Consider the following 23,987-nt stretch of genomic DNA (forward strand, 5'->3'; position numbering starts at 1 on the left):
GCCCGGCGTAGCGCATCAGGACTTACTGAGCTTCTCTGATTTTTCCATGCATTTTTCCATCGCCTCGATCACGGCGGAGCGGAATCCGCGATCTTCCAGCACGCGCACGGCTTCAATGGTTGTGCCCCCCGGCGAGCACACCATATCTTTCAATTCGCCCGGATGCTTACCCGTTTCCAGCACCATTTTGGCCGAGCCCATCACCGCCTGCGCTGCAAATTTGTAGGCCTGCGCGCGCGGCATTCCGCCCAATACGGCAGCATCGGCCATGGCTTCGATAAACATAAAAACATACGCCGGGGCAGAGCCGCTCACGCCGACCACCGGGTGGATCATCGGTTCGGCAATCACTTCCGCTTCGCCGAAGCAGCGGAAGATATTCAGTACATCTGCCACGTCTTCAGATGTGACCAGCGCGTTCGGGGTAACGGAGGTCATACCGGCATTCACCAGCGACGGGGTGTTTGGCATGGCGCGAACAATCTTACGGTCGTGACCCAGCGCGCGGGCGAGCTGATCGAGGGTCACGCCTGCGGCAATCGACACCACCAGGGTCTCTTTGTTAAGGCTGGAGGTGATCTCGCCCAGGACTTTAATCATGATATTCGGCTTAACGGCGCCAAAGACAATATCCGCCACCTGAGCCACTTCCTGCGCGCTTTCGGCAGCGTTGACACCATACTCATCACGCAGCGCCGCGACTTTATCCGGGGATGGGGTATAGACCCAAATCTGCCCCGGCAGCACCTGCCCGCTGGCAATCAGTCCGCCGAGGATAGCTTTGCCCATGTTTCCGCAGCCGATAAACCCGATTTTCTTATCCATCACGTCTCTCCGTTATTATGCGTTGTTATCTCTCATTGATAGCTTAACAACGAAATGCAGGCGACAATAGTCGCCAGAATCATAATGGGGAGAGACGATGGCGATTTGGGTTGATGCGGATGCGTGTCCGAATGTGATTAAAGAGATTTTATTTCGTGCTGCCGAGCGCGTGCAGATGCCGCTAACGCTGGTGGCGAACCAGAATATCCGCGTGCCGCCCTCCAGATACATCCGATCTCTGCGCGTTCCGGCCGGGTTTGACGTGGCGGATAACGAGATAGTACGCCTGTGTGACGCAGGAGATCTGGTGATCACGGCGGATATCCCGCTGGCTGCCGACGTGCTGGCGAAGGGGGCCGCGGCGCTTAACCCGCGCGGCGAGCGCTACTCTCCGGCAACGATCCGGGAGAAGCTCACCATGCGTGATTTTATGGATACGCTGCGTTCCAGCGGCGTGCAAACCGGTGGGCCGGACAGCCTGTCGCAGCGCGATCGCCAGCAGTTTGCCGCCGAGCTGGATAAATGGCTGCTGGAAGTGAAGCGCCGCCCGGCGTAGCCCACCTCCAGGCGGTTTTGTGGTACAGTGTGGCTTCCACAGGCTTGTCATTCCGTACCGCTTTGCAGTAAAGTTAGCGCAACATCTACTGCAATCATTTCTTTACAGCCTTCAGTTATCCGGCAGCAAGGGGAACACCTGGTTATGAACCCACCCATCTTTTTAGTTGGCCCTCGCGGCTGTGGGAAAACCACCGTTGGTCTGGAGCTGGCGCGTTTGTGCCAGAGTCAGTTTGTCGATACTGACCACTGGCTTCAGGAGAATGCGGGTAAGACTATCGCCGATATCGTTGAAGATGAGGGTTGGGAGAGCTTTCGTGCGCGTGAAACGGCCACGCTGGAAGCGGTGACCGCGCCGTCAACCGTGATTGCGACCGGTGGGGGCATTATCCTGGCGTCGTATAACCGCCAGTTTATGCGCGAAAAGGGTGTCGTGATCTACCTCTGTGCCCCGGTCTCTACGCTGGTGGGGCGGCTGGAGGCGTTTCCGGAAGAGGGGCAGCGCCCGGCGCTGACCGCGAAACCGCTGAGTGAAGAGGTCAGCGAGGTCCTCGCCGAACGCGATGCACTGTACCGCGAGGCGGCACACCACGTTGTGGATGCGTCGGCGTCACCCGAAAAAGTTGCGATTCAGATTATTACCGCCCTGCGTTTGGCTTGCGCCAGCTAACAGCCGTCTATACTCATAGCTCAGACATAAAAAAAGGATGAGCTATGCCAACCAGACCTCCCTATCCACGTGAAGCCCGCATCGTTACCGTTGAAAAAGGTAATGGTGATCAAACCGTAACCTGGTACCAGCTGCGTGCCGATCACCCTAAACCTGATTCGCTGATCAGCGAACATGAAACCGAACAGGAAGCGCTGGATGCGAAACGGCGCTATGAGGATCCTGAGAAGTCCTGACAGGAATCCGAATTCGTTACAACCGTGCCTGAATCACACTTTTAACTTATCGCTGATGTTAAGCAGCAGTTAATATTTAGTTATTACAGGTGGATTCGGAAAGGCCAGTCGATCTTTACACTACGGTGTTGAGATCCCCTGCTACGCTTGGTGCTGTTTTGTTGAATAAATGAACAGTGCAGCGTAGTGAGCCTGCACCTGTGTGGCAGTTGTGGTAGTAACGGAAGGCGATCAAAATGAAGGCGACGTTGGCGATCCTCACGATTGGTGTGGTGCCTGTAAGCGAAGTATTACCGCTCTTAACCGAGCATGTCTCTGAACAACAAATTACGCATCTCAGTCTGTTAGGGAAGCTCAGTCGGGAAGAGGTCATGGAAGACTACGCGGTCGGAGAGGGGGAAGATCCCCTGGCAACGTTACTCAGTGACGGTAAACTGGCGCATGTGTCGCGCCAGAAAATCGAGCGCGCGCTACAGGGCGTGATCGAAGTGCTCGACAATCAGGACTATGACGTCATTTTGCTGATGAGCACGGCACCCGTTAAAGGACTCAGCGCGCGTAATGCCATTCTGCTCGAACCGATGCGGATTATCCCCCCGCTGGTGGCCTCTATTGTTGATGGTCATCAGGTTGGGGTCATCGTTCCCGTTGAGGAACTGCTGGATAACCAGACGGTGAAGTGGGCTGCGCTGGAGCACACCCCGCTGTACGCGCTGGCTAACCCGTTCTGGGACAGCGAAGCGAAGCTGATTGCGGCTGGGCAGGAATTGATCGACAGAGGGGCGGATGTCCTGATGCTCGACTGCCTGGGCTTCCATCAGCGGCATCGTGATTTATTGCAAAAGGCGCTGGATGTTCCGGTGCTGCTCTCTAACGTCCTGATGGCGCGTCTGGCGTCAGAATTACTGGTGTAAAGATTTTGCGTGACAGGTCATGAGCATGGCCCCTATAGTGGATTTTTCTCTATAAATATAAGGGCCAGTTCATGCTTCAAAGTAACGAATACTTTTCCGGTAAAGTGAAATCCATTGGTTTTACCAGCAGCAGCACTGGCCGCGCCAGTGTCGGCGTAATGGCGGAAGGGGAATACACCTTTGGCACCGCAGAAGCGGAAGAGATGACGGTGGTCAGCGGCGCGCTGAACGTCCTGCTGCCGGGTGAAACGGAGTGGAAAGTATATAGTGCCGGGCAGGTCTTCAACGTGCCGGGCCACAGCGAGTTCCATTTACAGGTTGCAGAGCCAACCTCTTATCTGTGCCGCTATCTGAAATAAAAGCATGCCGGGTGGCGCATTCGCTTACCCGGCCTACGTTTTGCCTGTCAGCGCTGCGCTTCGCCGCCGAGACCTTCCACCAGGTTCTGAATCAGCGCCGCCAGCTCGCCGGTCATCAGGATAAAGTCTGCGTCAAAGCGCTGAGCATAATCTTCGCGGTCGATATCTTCGTTCTGATCGCGCAGTTCATCGCAGAATTTCAGGCGCTTCACGGAGCCGTCATCACACATCACAAACTGAATGCGCTGCTGCCAGTCGAGTGCCAGTTTGGTCACCACTTTGCCCGCTTCAATGTGCACGGCGATTTCGTCGCTCACCAGTTCCTGTTTCTTCGCGCGGATCACGCCGCCATCTTCCAGCAACGCTTTCAGCTCTGCTTCATCAAGGATCTGGAAGCCCTGCGCGGCAGTCCCGCTGCGCACCCACTCGGTCAGGGTCAGCTCAATCGGCGTTTCCAGCGCCAGCGGTACCACCGGTAATGAGCCAAGGCTCTTACGCAGCAGCGCCAGCGTATCTTCGGCTTTTTTGGCGCTGGCGCAGTCCACCATGATCAGCCCGTTAACGGTGTCGATCCACATCATGGTCTGGCTAAAGCGGCTAAACGCGCGCGGCAGCAGCGAGTGCAGCACTTCATCCTTCAGCGAATCTTTTTCGGTTTTTTTAAGCTTACGGCCCTGTTCAGCTTCCAGCTTGAAGATCTTCGCTTCGAGTGCCTGCTTAACCACGGGCGTCGGCAGGATCTTCTCTTCTTTGCGGGCGCAAACGATGATTTGCCCCGTGCTGCTGGCGTGGGTCAGCGCATCGCTTTGAGAACCCATTGGCGGAACCCAGCCGGTTTTTGCCATATCCTGGCTACCGCAAGGGGTAAAGGAGTAAGCGGCTAACTGTTTTTCCATCTCTTCTGCACGCAGCGAAACGTCGCGGCTGAGACGGTAAACCATCAAATTTTTGAACCACAGCATGATAATTTCCACGGCCTTGTCGTTAAATCAGCGGGCATGATAACGAATTGTCGCATCGCTTGCATTGCTAATCGGGAAGCGGGCTTCTACTCTGTTGATAATCAAAATAATGAGGAGTGTCTTGTGCGTATTGGGATTGATTTGGGCGGCACCAAAACAGAAGTCATTGCGTTGAGCGAGCAGGGGGAGCAACTGTTTCGCCACCGTCTGCCTACGCCGCGCGATGATTATCACCAGACCATAGAGACGATTGCCCGCCTGGTCGATATGGCAGAGCAGGCAACGGGCGAGACGGGCACAGTCGGGATGGGGATCCCTGGCTCCATTTCGCCGTATACCGGCGTGGTGAAAAACGCCAACTCCACCTGGCTCAACGGTCAGCCGTTTGATAAAGACTTAAGTCAACGCCTGAACCGGGAAGTGCGTCTGGCGAATGACGCAAACTGCCTGGCGGTGTCTGAGGCCGTGGATGGCGCAGCGGCTGGCGCGCAGACCGTATTTGCCGTAATTATCGGCACCGGCTGCGGGGCGGGCGTGGCCTTCGGAGGGCGCTCGCATATTGGCGGCAACGGCACCGCGGGCGAGTGGGGGCACAACCCGCTGCCGTGGATGGATGAAGATGAACTCAAATACCGCGCCGAAGTGCCGTGCTACTGTGGCAAGCAGGGCTGTATAGAGACCTTTATCTCCGGTACGGGGTTTGCCACCGATTATCATCGTCTGAGCGGCCAGCCGCTGAAAGGTAACGAGATTATGCGTCTGGTTGAGGAGCAGGATCCGGTGGCTGAACTGGCGCTCAGCCGCTACGAAATGCGGCTGGCTAAGTCACTGGCGCATGTGATCAATATCCTCGATCCGGACGTGATTGTGCTGGGCGGCGGCATGAGCAACGTCGACCGACTTTACGCCACGGTGCCAACGCTGGTGAAACAGTGGGTATTTGGCGGCGAGTGCGAAACGCCGATCCGCAAAGCCGTCCACGGTGACTCCAGCGGCGTGCGAGGCGCGGCGTGGCTGTGGCCGGAATAAACGCAAAACGGCAACTTGCGTTGCCGTTTATGATGTTTGTACCCTCTCCCACAGGGAGAGGGCCAGGGGGAGGGCATCAGACCGCACCGTCCCCCATTCAATTCACCGCAAACTCCCTGTCCAGCCTGCTATACCCCAGCCCGTTGATCTTCTTCACCTTGATCTGCACCGGAATACGCTCTTTCATCGCCTCAACGTGGCTGATCACGCCGATGGTTTTCCCGGTGGCGTTCAGTGCGTCGAGCGCATCCAGCGCGGTGTCCAGCGTTTCACTGTCGAGCGTGCCGAACCCTTCATCCAGGAACAGCGAATCAATGCGCGTTTTGTGACTGACCAGATCGGAAAGCGCTAAAGCCAGCGCCAGACTGACCAGGAAACTCTCCCCGCCGGAAAGGGTACGGGTATCGCGTATCGCATCGGCCTGCCAGGTATCGACCACTTCCAGCTCCAGCGCGTCGCTGGCTTTACGCTGAAGCAGATAGCGGCCATGCAGACGGTTGAGCTGCTGGTTGGCAAGCCACACCAGATTATCCAGCGTTAGCCCCTGGGCGAATTTACGGAATTTATCGCCGGTGCTGGAGCCTATCAGCGCATTGAGATAGCCCCAGTCGTCGGCCTGACGCGCCGCCTCCTCAATCTGCTGCATAAGCGCCTGCTGGTGCAGACGGTTATCGGCGTCCTGTTTGAGCTGCTGGCGGATCTCCCCCTGATGCGTGGTGTTGTCCCGAAGCTGTTGCGCCAGCTGATGTAACTGCGCCTGAAGCGTTGCGGCATCGGTTTCCAGCCCCTCGGGGCGCTGTGCCTGATGCGCCTGAAGCTGCTGGCTTGCCTGCACCGAAAGCGCCGTGGTCTGCTGGAGCTGGTTTTCCAGCGTCTGCTTTTGCTGTTCAAGCTGGCGGATCGACGCTTCATCCAGCAGGGCGGAGAGAAATGCCTCCCGATCGGCAAAGCAGCTCGCGGTCAGCGCGGCGTTGAACTGAGCCTGTGATTGCTGGAGCCGTTCTCGCTCAAGCGTCTCCTGCTGCTGGAGGGTGGTGAGCTGGCTTTGCAGCGACACGCATTCGTCGTGGATGCCGCGCCACTTCTCAGGTATAACCGCGTCGGCTTCTGTATCATCGGTAACCGGCAGCGTCTCCAGGATTGGCATCAGGGCGTTAATACGTTCCTGAATCGTACCGTGCTGGGCCTGTTTTTCCTGCCACAGGGTATATTCGCTTTCGCGCGCGCTCAGCCAGGCGCTTTCGGCCCCTTCATCGGGCACGCTAAGCGACAGCGACTCTAGCGAGGCCGCCAGCGCCTGACGCGTCGCCGTCAGCTGCTGCTGGTACTGGCGCGCCTGACCTTCCTGTTCAATGAGCTGGTTTTGCAGCGTCAGACGCTGGCTGAGCTGATACAGCTGGCGTTCATACTGCTCCTGTGCGCTCATCCAGAGTGCTATATCATCCTGAATATTCAGCGCTATGTTCAGGGAGGTGCAGACCTCCAGCCACTCTTTAGTGAGTGCTTGTTCTTCCTGAGAGAGAGCCTGTGCTTCCTCAGTCTCGCGCTGGATCTGTTGGGTCAGCGCATTCACCTGCCCGAGCACCAGCAATCCTTCCTCTTTTAGCGCGGCAACCTCTTTCTCCAGCGCGTCGCGGCGGCGCTGATTGTCAGTCAGTTCAAGCGCCTGATACTGCACAACTGCCGGGTGTTCGCGTGAACCGCAGAGCGGGCAAGGCTTACCCGCTTCCAGCTGAGCACGATAATTCTCAAGATCCTTGATTGTCGCCTCACGCTCACAGAGCGCTTTCAGGTCGGCATAGTGCTGATTTTTTTCTTTGAACTGCTGACGCCGCAGGATCAGCGTTTCATTGAGCTTACCCTGCTCAGCCTGCGCTTTCTGCACGCTTTCCGCATTCTGGCGCAGCCGTTTTTGCAGCGGCTGATAGCGAGCGTGAAGCGCAGTCAGACGCTGGCGGAGCGCCCGCGATTGTGCCTGTTGCTCCATTGCCGTCGCGAGATCCTCAGCCGTCAGCGTCAGCGTACTCTCCGGCAGCTCAGCCAGCTTCTGACGAAGCTCAGCCATGCGCGCTGCCTGGGCAACAAGCTGATTTTTATCGCGATTCAGCTGCGTAAAATGCGCCCGCCAGCCGGCAATTTCCTGTCCCCGCTGACGGAAACGATCGTGTTCGGTTAGCCACTGCGTCAGCGCCGTGTGCTCTGTCTGCAACTGTTCACGGTTGCGCTGCGCACCGTTGCGGATACGCGCGCGCTGTGCCGCTCTGTCGAGTAAGCGAGTATTTACTTCGACAATTCGCTCTGCGGTTTGCGACAGGCGGGCGGTCTGCTCCTGCTGGTGCTCCCATAGCGGACGTAGCTGGGCGGCGGGTTGCGCCAGCTGGAGCTTCGCCAGTTGCGGCGCGGCGTCCGTCAGAGCCTGTTGCGCCTGCTGCTGCGAAGCGGCTGCGCGCTGCTGCTCACGTATCAGCTCGTCGTTACGCGTAAGCCACTGAAAATCTTTCTGTTGGCTCTGCTGCTGTGCCAGCAGGATTTTCTCTTCGTCAGTGAGCGCCTGCAAACTTTGCTGCAAGTGATGCTGCTGTTCCTCGCTCAACAGCACAACCCCTGCGGCCTGCGCTTCGCACATCTCCAGCGCGTTACGTGCCGCTTTGTGTTTTTCAAAAACCATGGCGGAAATCTGGCCGTAAATTTCCGTGCCGGTCAGTTCCTCCAGCAGCTCAGCGCGATCGCTCGGTTTAGCATTCAGGAAGGCGGCAAACTGCCCCTGCGAGAGCAACATCGAGCGGGTAAAGCGACCATAGTCCAGCCCGGTGAGTGTGGCGGTTTGTTCCAGCTTATCCGTGACTTTGTCGGCCAGAATTTTGCCGTCTTCGCAGCGGGCCAGCTCTACGCGCGGTGCCTGTAAGTTCCCGTCCGGCTGGTTGCGGGCGCGGTTCTGGCTCCAGAAAGCGCGATAAGCAACGCCTTTGACCTCAAATTCCACTTCCGCCAGGCATTCAGCGGTATCGCGCGTCATCAGGTCGTTTTGCGCCTGAGAGACCTTATTAAGACGCGGCGTTTCGTGGTACAGCGCCAGGCAGATGGCATCCAGCAGCGTGGTTTTACCCGCGCCGGTTGCGCCGGTGATGGCAAACAGCCCGTTGCTGGCGAACGGCTCCGCGGTGAAATCAATTTTCCATTCACCCTTTAGCGAATTCAGATTTTTCAGACGCAGGCTCAGAATTTTCATGCGTTTTCGTCCTCGTCATGGAGAGAATGCAGGGTCTGGGCAAACAGCTCGTTAAGCCTGGTGCGTCTGGCCTCGTCCACCTCTTCATGCGCAAGCCGCCGCGCGAACACCTCTTCAACCCGAAGTTCGCTAAGCGTTTCACGCTGGGCGTTGAGCAGAATTTTCTCGCGCTGCTCGCGGCTGCGGCGTACCAGCAGTACTTCCACGGGAAGGTCTTCCGTCAGCGTCTGAATTTTACGCTGCATATCGTACAGGTAGTCGTCGGTGGTGATTTCGATATCGAGCCAGACGGGGGGATTAAGCGCTGCGCCGCGCCACTGCTCAAGCTGAGCGGTAATGGCGGCCAGATCGCCTTTCAGCACCGCCAGCGGCTGGGTGACCGGCACCTCAAACGTCTCAACGGCGCTAAGTTTGCCTTCGGTGAAGCTCACCAGATGCACGGATTTGGCTTTGCCCGTTTCGTCAAAACTGAGCGAAATGGGCGAGCCGCAGTAGCGGATATGCTCGCAGCCGCCGATGATCTGCGCCCGGTGAATATGCCCGAGGGCAATGTAGTCGGCGGGGGGGAAGTTTTGCGCCGGAAACGCGTCCAGCGTACCGATATAGATCTCGCGCACCGCGTCACTCTTACTGGCTCCGACGGTGGTGAGGTGTCCGGTGGCAATGATCGGAATGGCCTGATCGCCGCGCAGGGCGCAGGCTTCCGTATGCTGCTGGTGATAATAGCGGGTGATGGCCTGCAACAGATGCTGCTGTTTTTCGCTGCCGGACAGACCCGCCTGGCTTTGCACGATATCGCGCGGGCGTAAAAACGGGATTGGGCACAGCACCGCGCCCGGCGTGCCGTCGCGTTTTTTCAGGATCTGCGGCGCGTGCCCGGCGCTGGCCACCACGGTGGTATTGAGGAACGCCAGAATATCGCGGGATTCATTCAGCGTCGCCACCGAGTCATGATTTCCGGCGACAATCACCAGGTGACAACCGGTTTGCTGGAGGTTGACCACAAAACGGTTGTATAGCTCACGCGCATAGCTCGGCGGCGATCCGGTATCAAAAATGTCGCCCGCCACAATAATCGCGTCCACCTCGTGAGCCTGAGCCGTCTCCAGCAGCCAGTTCAGGAACGCTTCATGTTCCGCGGCGCGGCTTTTGCTGTAAAAATTTTGACCCAGGTGCCAGTCTGAGGTGTGAAGTATGCGCATAAAAGATCCGTGGCAATAATAAGAAAGCAGGATTATAAACTTTCGTGGAACGGAAAATAACCGCTGTAATAAAACAACAGTTTGCCATTTATAGTGGTAATGTTTTTCATAAATCTGTCATAAATCTGACGCATAATGACGCCGCATTACAGACTTGTAACTTAAATACGATAAGACAGGGCAAAGTATGGCGAGACGTATTCTGGTCGTAGAAGATGAAGCTCCGATCCGTGAAATGGTGTGCTTCGTGCTTGAACAAAATGGCTTCCAGCCGGTTGAAGCGGAAGATTATGACAGCGCGGTGAACCAGCTGAATGAACCCTGGCCCGATCTGATCCTGCTGGACTGGATGCTGCCTGGCGGTTCCGGATTACAGTTTATCAAGCATATCAAACGCGAGGCGATGACCCGTGATATCCCGGTGGTGATGCTGACGGCGCGCGGCGAGGAAGAGGATCGCGTGCGCGGTCTGGAAACCGGCGCGGACGATTACATCACCAAACCGTTCTCCCCGAAAGAGCTGGTGGCGCGTATCAAAGCCGTGATGCGCCGTATTTCACCGATGGCGGTGGAAGAGGTGATTGAGATGCAGGGGCTGAGCCTGGATCCTACCTCACACCGGGTCATGACCGGCGAAAATCCCCTCGATATGGGACCGACCGAATTTAAACTCCTGCACTTCTTTATGACCCACCCGGAGCGCGTTTACAGCCGCGAACAGTTGCTGAATAACGTCTGGGGAACTAACGTCTATGTCGAAGACCGAACGGTTGACGTCCATATTCGCCGCCTGCGTAAAGCACTGGAACTGAGCGGCCACGATCGCATGGTACAGACGGTCCGCGGCACGGGTTATCGCTTCTCGACCCGTTTCTGAACAATGACAGGAGTGTGACGCGTGCTGGAACGTCTGTCATGGAAAAGGCTCGTCTTTGAACTGATCTTATGCTGTATTCCGGCCCTCATTCTGGGGGCTATCTTTGGCTATCTGCCGTGGTTTTTACTGGTGGCCGTGACGGGATTGCTCGTCTGGCATTTCTGGAATTTACTGCGTCTTTCCTGGTGGCTGTGGGTCGACAGAAGTATGACACCCCCGCCGGGAAGCGGGAGCTGGGAACCGCTACTCTACGGCCTGCACCAGATGCAGATGCGTAATAAAAAGCGCCGTCGTGAGCTGGGAAGCCTGATCAAACGCTTTCGTAGCGGTGCGGAGTCGCTGCCGGACGCGGTGATCCTGACGACAGAAGAAGGGACAATCTTCTGGTGTAATGGCCTCGCGCAACAGCTGCTGGGCCTGCGCTGGCCGGATGATAATGGTCAGAACATCCTGAACCTTCTGCGTTATCCCGAGTTCACGCTGTATCTGAAAAAGCGGGATTTTTCGCGCCCGCACAATCTGAAGCTCAATAACGGTCGCCATCTGGAGATCCGCGTGATGCCCTACAGCGATCGGCAGTGGCTGATGGTGGCGAGGGACGTTACCCAGATGCACCAGCTTGAGGGCGCGAGACGTAACTTCTTTGCCAACGTCAGCCACGAGCTGCGTACGCCGTTGACGGTGCTTCAGGGCTACCTGGAGATGATGCAGGAGCAAACGCTTGAGGGGGCGCCGCGTGAGAAAGCGCTGCATACCATGAGGGAGCAGACGTTCCGCATGGAAGGGCTGGTCAAACAGCTGCTGACGCTTTCAAAAATTGAGGCAGCCCCGTCGCTGGCGCTAAATGACATCATTGATGTGCCGATGATGTTGCGGGTGGTGGAGCGCGAAGCCCAAACGCTGAGTCATAATCAGCACACCCTGAGTTTTGACGTTGATAACACGCTGAAAGTGCTCGGCAGTGAAGATGAGCTGCGAAGCGCTATCTCAAACCTGGTCTATAACGCCGTGAATCATACCCCGAAAGGGACGCATATCGCGGTACGCTGGCAGCATACCCCGGCGGGCGCTGAGTTTAGCGTCGAGGACAACGGGCCGGGGATTGGGCCTGAACACCTCCCGCGTCTCACTGAACGGTTCTACCGGGTGGATAAGGCGCGCTCGCGGCAGACCGGCGGAAGCGGACTGGGGCTGGCAATTGTGAAGCATGCCGTCAGCCACCACGAAAGCCGGCTCAATATCGAAAGCACCCTCGGTAAGGGCACGCGCTTTAGCTTCGTGATTCCGGAACGATTAATTGCCAAAAAAAGCGCCTGACAGCGTGTGTGTCAGGCTACCTTTCCACGGGCCAGCGTTGCTGGCCCGTTTGCTTTGCAGTCAAGCGAAACGCGGATGAATATTATACGGCTGGTGCTTTTTTGTTCGCATGATTAGCCATGAGTTTTTCTTATACATGGCATATTATGTTGGTCTGGATTTTCATGCTGGCATATTGTTCTGGTTTTACGATCCCTTCTTGCCTTTAAACGTTATAAGCGTTTAAATTGCCCCCCATATACTGTCAGACCGACTGTATTTGCGTGGTAAATCGAAAAACTATTCTTCGCCACGCCAGGACGGGAGCATATCCCGCTGAAATTGAGCAAATTTTCCGCTGTATCGTCCCATCAGGGATGGCGAAAATCTCAACGTATTCAACACCACATCCACAGGCAGTAAGGTTTTATGACCCATCACTTGAAATCGCGTGACATTATCGCGCTGGGCTTTATGACATTTGCGCTGTTCGTTGGCGCAGGTAATATCATTTTTCCTCCAATGGTTGGCTTACAGGCGGGTGAACACGTCTGGACGGCTGCGTTTGGCTTCCTGCTTACTGCCGTGGGCCTGCCGGTACTGACCGTTATCGCGCTGGCGAAAGTCGGTGGCGGTGTGGACAGCCTCAGCACCCCGATTGGCAAAGTGGCTGGCGTTCTGCTGGCAACCGTCTGCTATCTGGCCGTTGGCCCGCTGTTCGCGACCCCGCGCACGGCGACCGTCTCCTTTGAAGTGGGTATCGCCCCGCTGACCGGTGACGGCGCGATGCCACTGTTTATTTACAGCCTCATTTACTTCTCCATCGTGATTCTGGTTTCTCTCTATCCGGGCAAACTGCTGGATACCGTAGGTAACTTCCTGGCACCACTGAAAATTGTGGCGCTGATTGTGCTGGCGGTTGCGGCCATTGTCTGGCCTGCGGGGCCCATCAGCTCCGCGATGGACGCCTACCAGAACGCGGCGTTCTCAAACGGTTTCGTGAACGGCTATCTGACGATGGATACGCTTGGCGCGATGGTGTTTGGTATTGTTATCGTTAACGCCGCGCGTTCCCGTGGGGTGACCGAAGCGCGCCTGCTGACTCGTTACACTATCTGGGCTGGCCTGATGGCCGGTGTCGGCCTGACGCTGCTGTATCTGGCGCTGTTCCGTCTGGGTTCAGATAGCGCAACGCTGGTCGATCAGAGCGCAAACGGCGCGGCGATCCTGCATGCTTACGTGCAGCACACCTTTGGTGGTGCAGGCAGCATGCTGCTGGCGGCGCTGATTTTCCTGGCCTGTCTGGTGACGGCTGTGGGTCTGACCTGCGCCTGCGCGGAGTTCTTCGCTCAGTATCTGCCGCTCTCTTACCGCACGCTGGTGTTTATCCTCGGCATCTTCTCCATGGCGGTTTCAAACCTCGGTCTGAGCCACCTGATCCAGGTGTCAATTCCGGTGCTGACGGCTATCTATCCGCCATGTATCGTGCTGGTGGTGCTGAGCTTCACCCGCCCGTGGTGGCATAACTCGACGCGAATTATTGCGCCGGCCATGTTTATCAGCCTGATTTTTGGTATCCTTGACGGGATCAAAGCATCAGCATTTGCAGAAATTCTGCCAGCCTGGACACAGCGTCTGCCGCTGTCCGAGCAGGGCCTGGCCTGGCTGATGCCTTCCGTTGTAGCGCTGGTTCTTGCGATTATCTGGGACCGTGCGGCCGGGCGTCAGGTGACATCCAACGCCCATTAATCAACGGCAACAAATTGTTTAACCACGGGGCTTAAGGCCCCGTGGTTTTTTGTTTTTTTCGTGTTGAATGGCAAGATTTTAATGGAAAGCACTAACAAACTTAAACGTGGATTGAGCACCCGCCACATCCGCTTTATGGCGCTGGGCTCGGCTATCGGCACCGGTCTTTTTTATGGCTCGGCAGATGCCATCAAAATGGCCGGTCCAAGCGTTCTGCTGGCCTACATCATCGGCGGTGCCGCGGCCTATATCATCATGCGTGCGCTGGGGGAGATGTCGGTTCACAACCCGTCTGCCAGCTCGTTTTCACGCTATGCACAAGAGAACTTAGGCCCGCTGGCCGGGTTTATCACTGGCTGGACTTATTGCTTTGAAATCCTGATTGTCGCCATTGCCGATGTGACGGCGTTTGGCATCTATATGGGGGTCTGGTTCCCTGCCGTGCCGCACTGGATCTGGGTGCTGAGCGTGGTGCTGATTATCTGCGCCGTTAACCTGATGAGCGTGAAGGTGTTTGGCGAGCTGGAGTTCTGGTTCTCCTTCTTCAAGGTCGCGACCATTATCATCATGATCCTCGCCGGTTTCGGCATCATCATCTGGGGTATCGGCAACGGTGGGCAGCCAACCGGCATCCATAACCTGTGGAGCAACGGCGGCTTCTTTAGCAACGGTTGGCTCGGGATGGTCATGTCGCTCCAGATGGTCATGTTCGCCTATGGCGGAATCGAGATTATCGGCATCACCGCCGGGGAAGCGAAAGATCCGGAGAAGTCTATTCCGCGCGCCATCAACTCGGTGCCGATGCGTATCCTGGTGTTCTACGTGGGCACGCTGTTTGTGATTATGTCCATCTACCCGTGGAACCAGGTGGGCACCAACGGCAGCCCGTTTGTCCTGACTTTCCAGCATATGGGCATTGCGTTTGCCGCCAGCATTCTCAACTTTGTGGTGCTGACCGCCTCGCTGTCGGCCATCAACAGTGACGTGTTCGGCGTGGGCCGTATGCTGCACGGCATGGCGGAGCAGGGCAGTGCGCCGAAGGTGTTTGCCAAAACGTCGCGTCGCGGCACCCCGTGGGTAACGGTGCTGGTCATGACCGTGGCGCTGCTATTCTCGGTTTACCTGAACTACATCATGCCGGAGAACGTCTTCCTGGTGATTGCGTCACTGGCGACCTTCGCCACCGTGTGGGTGTGGATCATGATCCTGCTGTCGCAGATTGCGTTCCGTCGCCGCCTGTCGCCAGAAGAGGCCAAAGCGCTGAAGTTTAAAGTGCCGGGCGGCGTGCCAACGACCATTGTCGGTCTGATCTTCCTGGTCTTCATCATTGGCCTGATTGGTTATCATCCGGATACCCGTATTTCCCTGTACGTGGGCTTCGCGTGGATCGTCCTGCTGCTGGTGGGCTGGATGTTTAAATGTCGCCGCGATCGTCAGCTGGCGGAAGCACAGTAACATTCTTTTCCCCTCTCCCCGTGGGAGAGGGTTAGGGTGAGGGCATCAGGCTGCACTGATGCCTCCTCCCCCGTCCTCCTCCCCCAATAAATCCCATCATGGTGAGCTATCCTTAATCACCCTGTGGCAAGGTGACGTCAATTTCATCAAAGGGGATTCGTGATGTTAAACGCCTGGCACCTTCCGGTTGCCCCATTTGTTAAGCAAAACAAAGACAACCTTGTGATTACGCTCTGGCTGGCAGGGGACAATCAGCCTGAACGTGTGACCCTGCGCGCCGAAGTGGATAACGAAGAAACGTCGCTGAAAATGCACAAAGTGCGCAGCCAGCCGCAGCCGGGCGTCACGGCGTGGCGGGCAAATATCGATTTGCGCAGCGGGCAACCGCGTCGCCGCTACGGCTTCAAGCTGCTGTGGAACAACCGCCAGCTGTGGTTTACCCCGCAGGGTTTCAGCCGTTTCCCTCCGGCCAGGCTGGAGCAGTTTGCCGTGGATCACCCGGATAACGGCCCGCAGTGGGTTAACGATCAGGTCTTTTACCAGATTTTCCCGGACCGCTTTGCGCGCAGTGAAAAGCGCACCGTCGATCAGGACAAGGTTTATTACCATCATGCGGTCGGTCACGACATCATTCTGAAAAAATGGGACGAGCCGCTGACCGCCCAGGCGGGGGGATCGACCTTTTACGGCGGCGATCTCGACGGTATCAGCGAAAAACTGCCGTACCTGAAAAAGCTCGGCGTGACGGCGCTGTACCTGAACCCGGTGTTTAAAGCGCCAAGCGTGCACAAATACGATACGCAGGACTACCGCCACGTTGACGAGCAGTTTGGCGGTGACGAAGCGCTGCTGCGGCTGCGGCACAACACGCAAAAAGAGGGTATGCGCCTGATCCTTGATGGCGTGTTCAATCACAGCGGTGATTCTCATGCGTGGTTTGACCGTCACAATCAGTCGATGGGCGGCGCATGCCATAATCCGGACTCACCGCAGCGTGACTGGTACAGTTTTGACGAGAATGGCCGCGCCCTGGACTGGCTGGGCTACCCGAGCCTGCCGAAGCTTGATTTCCAGTCGCCATCGCTGGTGAATGAGATCTACGGCGGCGACGACAGCATCGTGCGCCACTGGCTGAAAGCGCCGTGGAACATGGACGGCTGGCGGCTGGACGTGGTGCATATGCTGGGTGAAGCAGGCGGGGCGCGGAATAACCTTCAGCATGTCGCCGCCATTACCCGGTCGGCAAAAGCGGCCCGGTCGGAAGCATTCGTCTTCGGGGAGCACTTTGGCGACGCGCGTCAGTGGTTGCAGGCTGATGCAGAAGACGCGGCGATGAACTATCGCGGCTTCACCTTCCCGCTGTGGGGTTTCCTCGCTAACACCGATATCTCTTACGATCCGCAGCATATTGACGCCGAAACCTGCATGGCGTGGATGGAAAACTATCGCGCTGGCCTGTCGCATCAGCAGCAGCTGCGGATGTTTAACCAGCTCGACAGCCACGATACCGCACGCTTTAAATCGTTGCTGGGTAAGGATGTGGCGCGTCTGCCGCTGGCGGTGACCTGGCTCTTTACCTGGCCGGGCGTACCCTGCATCTACTATGGCGATGAAGTCGGGCTGGACGGCAACAACGATCCGTTCTGCCGTAAAACCTTCCCGTGGGAGCCTGAAAAGCAGGATCAGGATCTGTTCAGCCTCTACCAGCGCATGGCGACGCTGCGCAAGCAGAGCCAGGCCCTGCGATACGGGGGCTGTCAGGTGATGTACGCCCACGATAACGTGGTGGTGTTTGTCCGCGTCTATAACCAGCAGCGCGTGCTGGTGGCGATCAACCGGGGCGAGGCGTGTGAAGTCGTGCTGGAAGATTCACCGCTGCTGGCTGGTAAAATGTGGAAGAGCAAAGAGGGTAAAGCGACGTTCCAGGGGAGCGTGCTCACGCTGCCAGCGATCTCCGCTGCGGTCTGGTTCGGCAGCTAAGCGCAGGCAGAATGGTTTTCACCTTTTAAGATGGCGTAAATGCAACGATTTGTGTCAATCTTAACGGATCGTTTACGGTGAAGGTGGAAACATGGACGAGCTTTACATCCTTGGCTGTTTGTTCCTGGTTTTTGCGCTGGTCGTGGCACCCGTGCTCGCGGTGATAGGCTTTAACCGAAGCACGGCGGCGCGGCAGGAGATCGCCCGGCTTCGCCAGCGCATTGAGGCGCTCGAGCAGCGTAGTGTGGCTGAGAAAGCACCGGAGCAGGTGCAGACCGCCGCGCCGGTGAAGACGCCAGCGCCGGTGTCAGAGGCCGTTAACGCACCTGTCGATCCCTGGCGTCCCGAACCGCCCGTCACTGAAGCAGAGCCTGTGCCTGTACCGGCGGCAAAACGTCCTTCCGCCTTTGGCGGCATCCTGTCCTCGCTGACGCGCTGGTTTATGCAGGGCAATCCGCTGGCAAAACTGGGGATTGTACTGCTCTTCCTCGGCCTCTCTTTCCTGCTGCGCTATACCGTTGAACATTCACTGTTTCCGCTTGAGCTGCGTCTTGCCGCCACGGCGCTGTTTGCCATGGTTCTGCTGGCCGTTGGATGGCGGCTGCGGCACAGGCAGCGGATCTACGCGCTGATCCTCTAGGGCGGAGCGACCGGCGTGCTTTATCTGACCGTCTTTGGCGCATTCCGGCTGTGGCAGATGCTGCCGATGACGCTGGCGTTTGCGCTGCTGGTGGTGATTTGCGCGGCGAGCGTCGGGCTGGCCGTGCTGCAAAAGGCGCTGAGCCTTGCCATGCTGGCGAGCCTCGGCGGATATCTTGCGCCGCTGCTCCTGTCTACCGGGGGCGGTAGCTTTGTGGCGCTATTCTCCTTCTATCTCCTGCTGTCCATCGGCATTCTCGTCATCAGCATCTGGCAGCACTGGCGCGAGCTCAACCTGCTCGGGCTGCTCTTCACGTTTGGCGTTGGCGGGGTGTGGGGACTGAGCGACTACCAGCCGGAAGACTATGTTATTTGTCAGCTGTTCCTGATTGCCAATACGCTTATTTTTGGCGTGTTTAGCGTGGCGCTGTCGCTGCGGCGCAGGAAAAAGGCAAACAGATTATTGACGGCGTACTGCTGTTTGCTCCGCCGCTGATTGGTTTTGGGATGCAGTATGGCATGACGTCTCACTGGACGTACGGCCCGGCGCTAAGCGCGCTGGGCTATGGTGCGTTTTACCTCTCGCTGGCGTTTCTCGCGCTGCGGCGTTACCCCTCCATCGGACGACCGCTGGTTATGGCGGCGCTGGCGATCGGCGGCGGGTTTGCCACGCTTGCCATTCCGCTGGCGCTTTCAGCGCGCTGGACGGCGATGGCCTGGGCGCTGGAAGGGCTGGGTATTCTTTGGTTGGGCGTGCAACAGCAGCAGCGGCGCATGAGCTATAGCGGGACGGCGTTGCTGGTGCTGGCGCTCGGCAGCGCGATATGGGCGCAAATGGACGGCGTCACTTCGCTGAGCCTCCTGCTTATTTTCGCAGTGCTCAGTCTTTGCTGGCTGGCTGCGGCCTGGCTGTGGCAGAAAATCGCGCTGCCGGGCAGCTGGGCATTGCTGGCCGGTGGGTTGCTGTTCTGGTTAGTGGCGTTGCTGGGCGCGTCGCAGTTGTTCCTGAAGCAGGAGTTATCGCTTCTGGCAGGCGTGCTGGCGCTGACGGCGGCGTCGACCTGGGGATGGCGGCAGGCTGCCGCTCGTCTGGCATGGTGGGAGCTGGATGCCAGCAAATGGCTGCTGTGGCCGGTGATGCTGCTGATGGTGCTGTATCAGGTCTCGCACCAGCAGATTCTGGCGGCCGGCTGGGCAAATCTGGCCTGGGCTATCGCGCTGCCTGCCGCCCTGATGCTGCTGCGGCGCGACGAAGATAAACTTCTGCCGCGCATCTCAATGGGGCTGCATCTGTCGCTGTTGTGGATGATTTTACTCGCCCTTGCCGCCGAGCTTTACTGGTTTGCCCGCTCCCTGCCATGGGGCATGGCGGCCTGGGGAAGCGGCATTGCGATGGCTGTCGGCGGTGGGGTGATTATGGCGCTCTCCGCGGCCGTACGGCGTCGCGGGTGGCCTTTCCGGGTATGGCCTGCGCTCTACGCCTGCCTTGCCGCGATCCCTGTGGTTGTGGCGCTGGTGGTATTGCTGGTCGTGACCAATTTCCAGGACGGTGTGGTCTATCGACAGACCTGGCTGCCGCTGGTGAACCCGCTTGAGGAAGGGGCGGCGTTCGCGCTGCTGGGGCTGGTAGTATTTTATCGGGCAGTGGATCGCTACTATCCGGCATCGCTTGCGCAGTCCCGACCTTGGCCCGCCGTTGTGCTGATGGCGCTTGGCTTCTGATGGCTCAACGGCGCGTTGCTGCGTGCGCTGGCGTGGTACGGCGAGGTGGCCTGGAACATGGAATCGCTGTGGCATTCGCGGCTTATTCAGACCACCTTTGCCCTGTTCTGGATGTTCTGCGCGCTGGTGGTGATGATCCGCGCCACCCGTCAGGCCTCCCGTCAGCAGTGGCTTGGCGGTGCGGCGCTGCTGGGGGTGGTGATGCTCAAACTGATGCTGGTGGACAGCGCGGGCGGTGGCGGCCTGGCGCGCGCCGTCGCGTTTATTGGCGTGGCGATCCTGGTCCTGATTGTGGGCTATTTCTCGCCGCTACCGCCTAAAGCAGGAGAAGAAAAATGAAATGGATGAATGCGGTTGTTTGTGCAGCACTGCTGGCCATGGCCGGTCCGGCATTCAGCGAGGGCGCGCCAGCGGAATCCCCGCGGGATTATGCCTACGGCCTGTCCCTTGATACCTCTGCCTCTTCGCCGTGGTATCGGGTCATGCTGCCGCTGGCGATTTATCAGCAGAGCACATCGCCCGATCTGCGCGACGTGCGCGTGTTTAATCAGTCGGGCGAGCCTGTACCGTTCAGCCTGGTTACTACGACGCGTCCGCAGCCGGCACCGACCACCACGGCGCTGCGCCTTTTTGCGCTTAACGCCTCGCCGGGCGGGGAAGAGAACAGCGGCGATAAAATTATGCTACGGGCCAGAAACGGCGTGGAAATTGTACTGGAAGGGCAACACGCTGCGGCTGCCGGACAGCACTATCTGCTGACCCTGCCGGAAAACGCGACGGAGGTTCCGCTCTCTCAGCTCCAGCTTTTCTGGGACACGCCGCAGGGCTCGTGGCAGGGGACGGCATCGGTCTATTACAGCGAGGATCTGAAAAACTGGTATACCTTGCGCGAAGAGATGCCCGTGCTGGACGTGATGAGTGGACAGGATCGCCTGAAGCTCGACCGCATCGATACCGATCTGGTGTTATCACCTGAGGCGAATCGCTATCTGCTGCTGGTGCTGAACACGGGACGTTCTGCCCTGACGTTAACCGGCGTCAACGCGATTAACGCGCCTGCGCCGCTGGAATCAGAGCACATTAGCCTGGCGGGAGAGGGGGAGCGGTTATCCGAAAGCGAAGCCGTGTGGCGCTGGAAACATCCGCAGCCTCTGAGTGCGATCGCCTTCATGCTGAATGGCGACGGCGTTCTCCCGGCAGAAATAGCCTGGCGGGGGGCGGACAAGGATCGATGGCATACGCTGAAAAAAGAGGTGATCTACCAGCTCGGCGGCAAAACGGCTGAACCTGTTCCGCTCCCGGGCGGGCTGGTCGAGGCGGTAAAAATTAAGACCCTCAATGCGCGACTGCCCGAGAACCTGCCAGGCGTGATAGGGCAGCGCGTGCGCTACGATCTGGTGTTTAACGCGCAGGGGAAGGGGCCGTACCTGCTCGCGTGGGGGAACGGGGCTGCGAAACCGGCGAGCGTGGAGACGGATATGCTGATCCCGACCGAACTGCGTAAAACCTACGATCTGGCAGCCCTGCCGATGGCGGATACGCTGGAACCTGTCCCGCTGGGTGGCGAGGCGCGTTTAACCGCGACGTCTGCGGCTGAGCAGGAAAGCAGAATGAAAACGCTGATGGTCTGGGGCGTACTGATTGCGGGGGGGATGGTGCTTGCGGGTATGGCATGGCGCATCTGGCGCGAGGTAAAAAAAGACGGCGCAGCATAAGCCATAAAAAAACCCGCGTATTCGCGGGTTTTTTCGTAAACCGTGCCGATTACAGGCTGGATACGTTCTCAGACAGGTATTTAGCTACGCCGTCTGGGGAAGCCGCCATACCTTCTTTACCTTTTTCCCACTGAGCCGGGCACACTTCACCGTGCTCTTCGTGGAACTGGAGCGCGTCAACCATGCGCAGCATTTCGTCGATGTTACGACCCAGCGGCAGATCGTTCACAACCTGGTGACGAACGATGCCGTTTGCGTCGATCAGGAAAGAACCACGCAGTGCAACGCCAGCGTCCGGATGTTCGATACCGTAAGCCTGCTGGATTTCGCGTTTGATGTCCGCAACCATCGCGTATTTCACTGCACCGATGCCGCCGTTTTCGACAGGGGTGTTACGCCATGCGTTGTGTACAAATTCAGAGTCGAAGGAGACGCCAACCACTTCCACGCCACGCTTCTGGAATTCTTCGTAACGTTTGTCGAACGCGATCAGCTCAGACGGGCAAACGAAAGTGAAGTCCATTGGCCAGAAGAACAGAACGGTCGCTTTACCGTTGGTATGCTGTTTGAAGTTGAAGTTTTCAACGATTTCACCATTGCCCAGAACGGCGGCAGCTGTAAAATCCGGAGCCGGACGAGTTACCAGAACCATATGATTCTCCTGTAGATACTAAGGTTATTTGGAACGCAACGCGGGCCAGTATAGAGGCAGTACGGGAATAAGACAAAGAGGTGGTAACAATCGTTCCACCAGCTTTTACCTATCAATCATACCGGCATCACAGTTCTTTATTTTTCGCCTGCGTCATCATACGCGGGTAGAACTGCCAGAAGCGGGTTTCCAGCGCATCGTAATGTTCATCCAGGTCATGCCATGAGTCGCGCAGCGCGTCCAGACGCGGTCGACGGCTCGCCATGCCGTTCAGGACGTTCTGAATGAAATCCATCTCGCGGTATCGCTCCAGCCAGCGTTCAGACCAGAGATAGTTATTCAGATTCACAAAGCGCGGCGGGGAGTCCGGCAAAATGATCGACACCTGCGCGTGGGCGTAGCGCACAAACTCAGGCAGCGACATATCAGGCGACAGCTGCGGCCAGTGGCGCGACAGGAAATGATCCCACATGACGTCGAGCGTGATCGGCGCCACCCGTCGCGTTTCGGGGCGGAACCAGGTTTTGGCTTCCGTCACTTCCGGCAGGTTATCGGTCAGCACGTCGATGCGGCGGTGCATAAAAATCCCGTCGACAACCTCAGGGGAATACTCTTCCGCCGGGTTGCCGCGTACAAAATCGGCCAGCAAATTGCCGGAGAGGGAGCTGTCCGCGAGGTGAGCGAGATGCAGGTGAGCGAGAAAATTCATGCGTTTTCGTTGTCCGGTGGCGGCTAGTTGTTGCAGCAAAAGGGTGTGAGCACTAGACTATGCCGCCTGTTTTTAAGTCACGAGTATACGTCATGCGCGTCGCCGATTTCTCCTTTGAACTACCTGAATCCCTGATTGCTCACTACCCCATGCCTGAGCGTAGCAGCTGTCGCTTGCTGTCACTGGACGGGCCAACGGGCGCGCTGACGCACGGTACTTTCACCGATCTGCTCGACAAGCTCAACCCTGGCGATCTGCTGGTCTTTAATAATACCCGCGTGATCCCGGCGCGTCTGTTTGGCCGTAAAGCCAGCGGCGGCAAGATTGAGGTGCTGGTCGAACGTATGCTCGATGATAAACGTATTCTGGCACATATTCGCGCCTCCAAAGCGCCTAAGCCGGGCGCGGAGCTGCTGCTGGGGGATGACGAGAGCATCAAAGCGACCATGACCGCGCGTCACGACGCGCTGTTCGAGGTGGAGTTCAACGACGAACGCACGGTGCTTGATATCCTCAACGCCATCGGCCACATGCCGCTGCCGCCGTACATTGAACGCCCGGACGAAGAGGCCGACCGCGAGCTGTATCAGACCGTCTACAGCCAGAAGCCGGGTGCGGTGGCGGCGCCAACGGCGGGCCTGCACTTTGATGAACCGCTGCTGGAAAAGCTGCGCGCCAAGGGCATTGAGATGGCCTTCGTGACGCTGCACGTCGGCGCGGGGACCTTCCAGCCGGTGCGCGTGAACAGCATCGAAGATCACATCATGCACTCTGAGTATGCCGAAGTGCCGCAGGAGGTTGTGGATGCGGTGCTGGCGGCGAAAGCGCGCGGTAGCCGCGTCGTGGCCGTCGGTACAACGTCGGTACGTTCCCTTGAGAGCGCCGCGCAGGCAGCGAAAAGCGAGCTGATTGAACCGTTCTTTGGCGATACGCAGATTTTTATCTACCCGGGCTATCAGTACAAAGTCATTGATGCGCTGGTGACCAACTTCCATCTGCCTGAATCGACGCTGATTATGCTGGTTTCCGCGTTTGCGGGGTATCAGCATACGATGAACGCCTACAAGTCTGCGGTAGAACAAAAATATCGCTTTTTTAGCTACGGTGACGCGATGTTTATCACGTACAATCCGCAGGCTTTGAATGAGCGTGTCGGGGAATAAGTCCGCGGCACTGTGTTACAACGTTGGACTGTTTTTCTGACGTCGGAGA

General features: G+C 57.7%; 19 protein-coding genes and 1 pseudogene. 14 read left to right on the forward strand and 6 right to left on the reverse strand.

Going from position 1 to position 23,987, the window contains the following annotated elements:
- Positions 1-15: 15 nt before the first annotated feature.
- Positions 16-825, reverse strand: coding sequence for a pyrroline-5-carboxylate reductase (gene proC / locus ACOTX1_RS14525; RefSeq protein WP_023315501.1), 810 nt, complete (start codon positions 823-825; stop codon positions 16-18).
- 97 nt (positions 826-922) lie between these two features.
- On the opposite strand from proC, the gene ACOTX1_RS14530 reads away from it, so the two are divergent.
- The 5 genes from ACOTX1_RS14530 to ppnP all read left to right on the forward strand — a co-directional run bounded on the left by ACOTX1_RS14530 (position 923) and on the right by ppnP (position 3,559).
- Positions 923-1,381, forward strand: a complete 459-nt coding sequence (locus ACOTX1_RS14530) for a YaiI/YqxD family protein (RefSeq protein WP_003859141.1) — start codon at positions 923-925, stop codon at positions 1,379-1,381.
- A 144-nt stretch (positions 1,382-1,525) separates the two neighbouring features.
- Positions 1,526-2,050: a shikimate kinase AroL gene (aroL, locus tag ACOTX1_RS14535; RefSeq protein ID WP_023315502.1), complete on the forward strand. Its 525-nt coding sequence runs from the start codon at positions 1,526-1,528 to the stop codon at positions 2,048-2,050.
- A gap of 44 nt (positions 2,051-2,094) precedes the next feature.
- Positions 2,095-2,286, forward strand: coding sequence for a protein YaiA (gene yaiA / locus ACOTX1_RS14540; protein WP_003859135.1), 192 nt, complete (start codon positions 2,095-2,097; stop codon positions 2,284-2,286).
- A 236-nt stretch (positions 2,287-2,522) separates the two neighbouring features.
- Positions 2,523-3,200 carry an AroM family protein gene (locus ACOTX1_RS14545; protein WP_003859133.1) on the forward strand — a complete coding sequence of 226 codons (678 nt, stop codon included), beginning with the start codon at positions 2,523-2,525 and terminating at the stop codon, positions 3,198-3,200.
- Positions 3,201-3,271: 71 nt separating this feature from the next.
- The gene (gene ppnP / locus ACOTX1_RS14550) at positions 3,272-3,559 is read left to right on the forward strand and encodes a pyrimidine/purine nucleoside phosphorylase (RefSeq protein ID WP_003859131.1); all 288 of its coding nucleotides are present in this window, start codon (positions 3,272-3,274) and stop codon (positions 3,557-3,559) included.
- A 47-nt stretch (positions 3,560-3,606) separates the two neighbouring features.
- On the opposite strand, the gene rdgC is transcribed toward ppnP, so the two are convergent.
- Complete coding sequence (rdgC, locus tag ACOTX1_RS14555; protein WP_003859129.1) at positions 3,607-4,521, reverse strand: recombination-associated protein RdgC; 915 nt, start codon at positions 4,519-4,521, stop codon at positions 3,607-3,609.
- Positions 4,522-4,644: 123 nt separating this feature from the next.
- Here rdgC and mak point away from each other — a divergent pair, with 123 nt between their 5' ends.
- Positions 4,645-5,550: a fructokinase gene (gene mak / locus ACOTX1_RS14560; protein WP_003859127.1), complete on the forward strand. Its 906-nt coding sequence runs from the start codon at positions 4,645-4,647 to the stop codon at positions 5,548-5,550.
- Between the two features lie 97 nt (positions 5,551-5,647).
- On the opposite strand, the gene sbcC is transcribed toward mak, so the two are convergent.
- A complete protein-coding gene (gene sbcC / locus ACOTX1_RS14565) occupies positions 5,648-8,779 on the reverse strand; it encodes an exonuclease subunit SbcC (RefSeq protein ID WP_023315503.1) in 3,132 nt (1,043 codons plus the stop codon).
- Positions 8,776-9,981, reverse strand: a complete 1,206-nt coding sequence (sbcD, locus tag ACOTX1_RS14570) for an exonuclease subunit SbcD (RefSeq protein WP_023315504.1) — start codon at positions 9,979-9,981, stop codon at positions 8,776-8,778. Before sbcD ends, sbcC begins: the two co-directional genes overlap by 4 nt.
- Before the next feature lie 187 nt (positions 9,982-10,168).
- On the opposite strand from sbcD, the gene phoB reads away from it, so the two are divergent.
- The 7 genes and pseudogenes from phoB (at position 10,169) to ACOTX1_RS14605 (ending at position 21,414) form a co-directional block, all read left to right on the forward strand.
- Complete coding sequence (gene phoB, locus ACOTX1_RS14575) at positions 10,169-10,858, forward strand: phosphate response regulator transcription factor PhoB (protein ID WP_003859122.1); 690 nt, start codon at positions 10,169-10,171, stop codon at positions 10,856-10,858.
- Positions 10,859-10,879: 21 nt separating this feature from the next.
- Complete coding sequence (gene phoR, locus ACOTX1_RS14580) at positions 10,880-12,175, forward strand: phosphate regulon sensor histidine kinase PhoR (RefSeq protein ID WP_023315505.1); 1,296 nt, start codon at positions 10,880-10,882, stop codon at positions 12,173-12,175.
- Positions 12,176-12,583: 408 nt separating this feature from the next.
- Complete coding sequence (brnQ, locus tag ACOTX1_RS14585; protein WP_150325776.1) at positions 12,584-13,903, forward strand: branched-chain amino acid transporter carrier protein BrnQ; 1,320 nt, start codon at positions 12,584-12,586, stop codon at positions 13,901-13,903.
- An 81-nt stretch (positions 13,904-13,984) separates the two neighbouring features.
- On the forward strand, positions 13,985-15,358 hold the full coding sequence (gene proY, locus ACOTX1_RS14590) for a proline-specific permease ProY (RefSeq protein ID WP_003859117.1): 1,374 nt from the start codon (positions 13,985-13,987) through the stop codon (positions 15,356-15,358).
- Between the two features lie 162 nt (positions 15,359-15,520).
- Positions 15,521-17,338 (forward strand): maltodextrin glucosidase, encoded by a 1,818-nt coding sequence (malZ, locus tag ACOTX1_RS14595; RefSeq protein WP_023315506.1) that lies wholly within the window; start codon positions 15,521-15,523, stop codon positions 17,336-17,338.
- Positions 17,339-17,429: 91 nt separating this feature from the next.
- Positions 17,430-20,038: pseudogene (locus tag ACOTX1_RS14600) on the forward strand (DUF2339 domain-containing protein).
- Complete coding sequence (locus ACOTX1_RS14605; RefSeq protein ID WP_023315510.1) at positions 20,035-21,414, forward strand: DUF3999 family protein; 1,380 nt, start codon at positions 20,035-20,037, stop codon at positions 21,412-21,414. Before ACOTX1_RS14600 ends, ACOTX1_RS14605 begins: the two are co-directional and overlap by 4 nt.
- A 49-nt stretch (positions 21,415-21,463) precedes the next feature.
- Here the strand turns inward: ACOTX1_RS14605 and ACOTX1_RS14610 are convergent, their stop codons facing one another.
- Positions 21,464-22,066, reverse strand: coding sequence for a peroxiredoxin C (locus ACOTX1_RS14610; protein ID WP_003859113.1), 603 nt, complete (start codon positions 22,064-22,066; stop codon positions 21,464-21,466).
- A 127-nt stretch (positions 22,067-22,193) separates the two neighbouring features.
- Positions 22,194-22,775 (reverse strand): ACP phosphodiesterase, encoded by a 582-nt coding sequence (acpH, locus tag ACOTX1_RS14615; RefSeq protein ID WP_023315511.1) that lies wholly within the window; start codon positions 22,773-22,775, stop codon positions 22,194-22,196.
- 92 nt (positions 22,776-22,867) lie between these two features.
- Between acpH and queA the strand changes: the two genes are divergently transcribed.
- Complete coding sequence (gene queA, locus ACOTX1_RS14620) at positions 22,868-23,938, forward strand: tRNA preQ1(34) S-adenosylmethionine ribosyltransferase-isomerase QueA (protein ID WP_023315512.1); 1,071 nt, start codon at positions 22,868-22,870, stop codon at positions 23,936-23,938.
- Positions 23,939-23,987: the final 49 nt, after the last annotated feature.

Source organism: Enterobacter cloacae complex sp. IR5401 (assembly GCF_049238425.1).
GTDB lineage: Bacteria > Pseudomonadota > Gammaproteobacteria > Enterobacterales > Enterobacteriaceae > Enterobacter > Enterobacter hormaechei_C.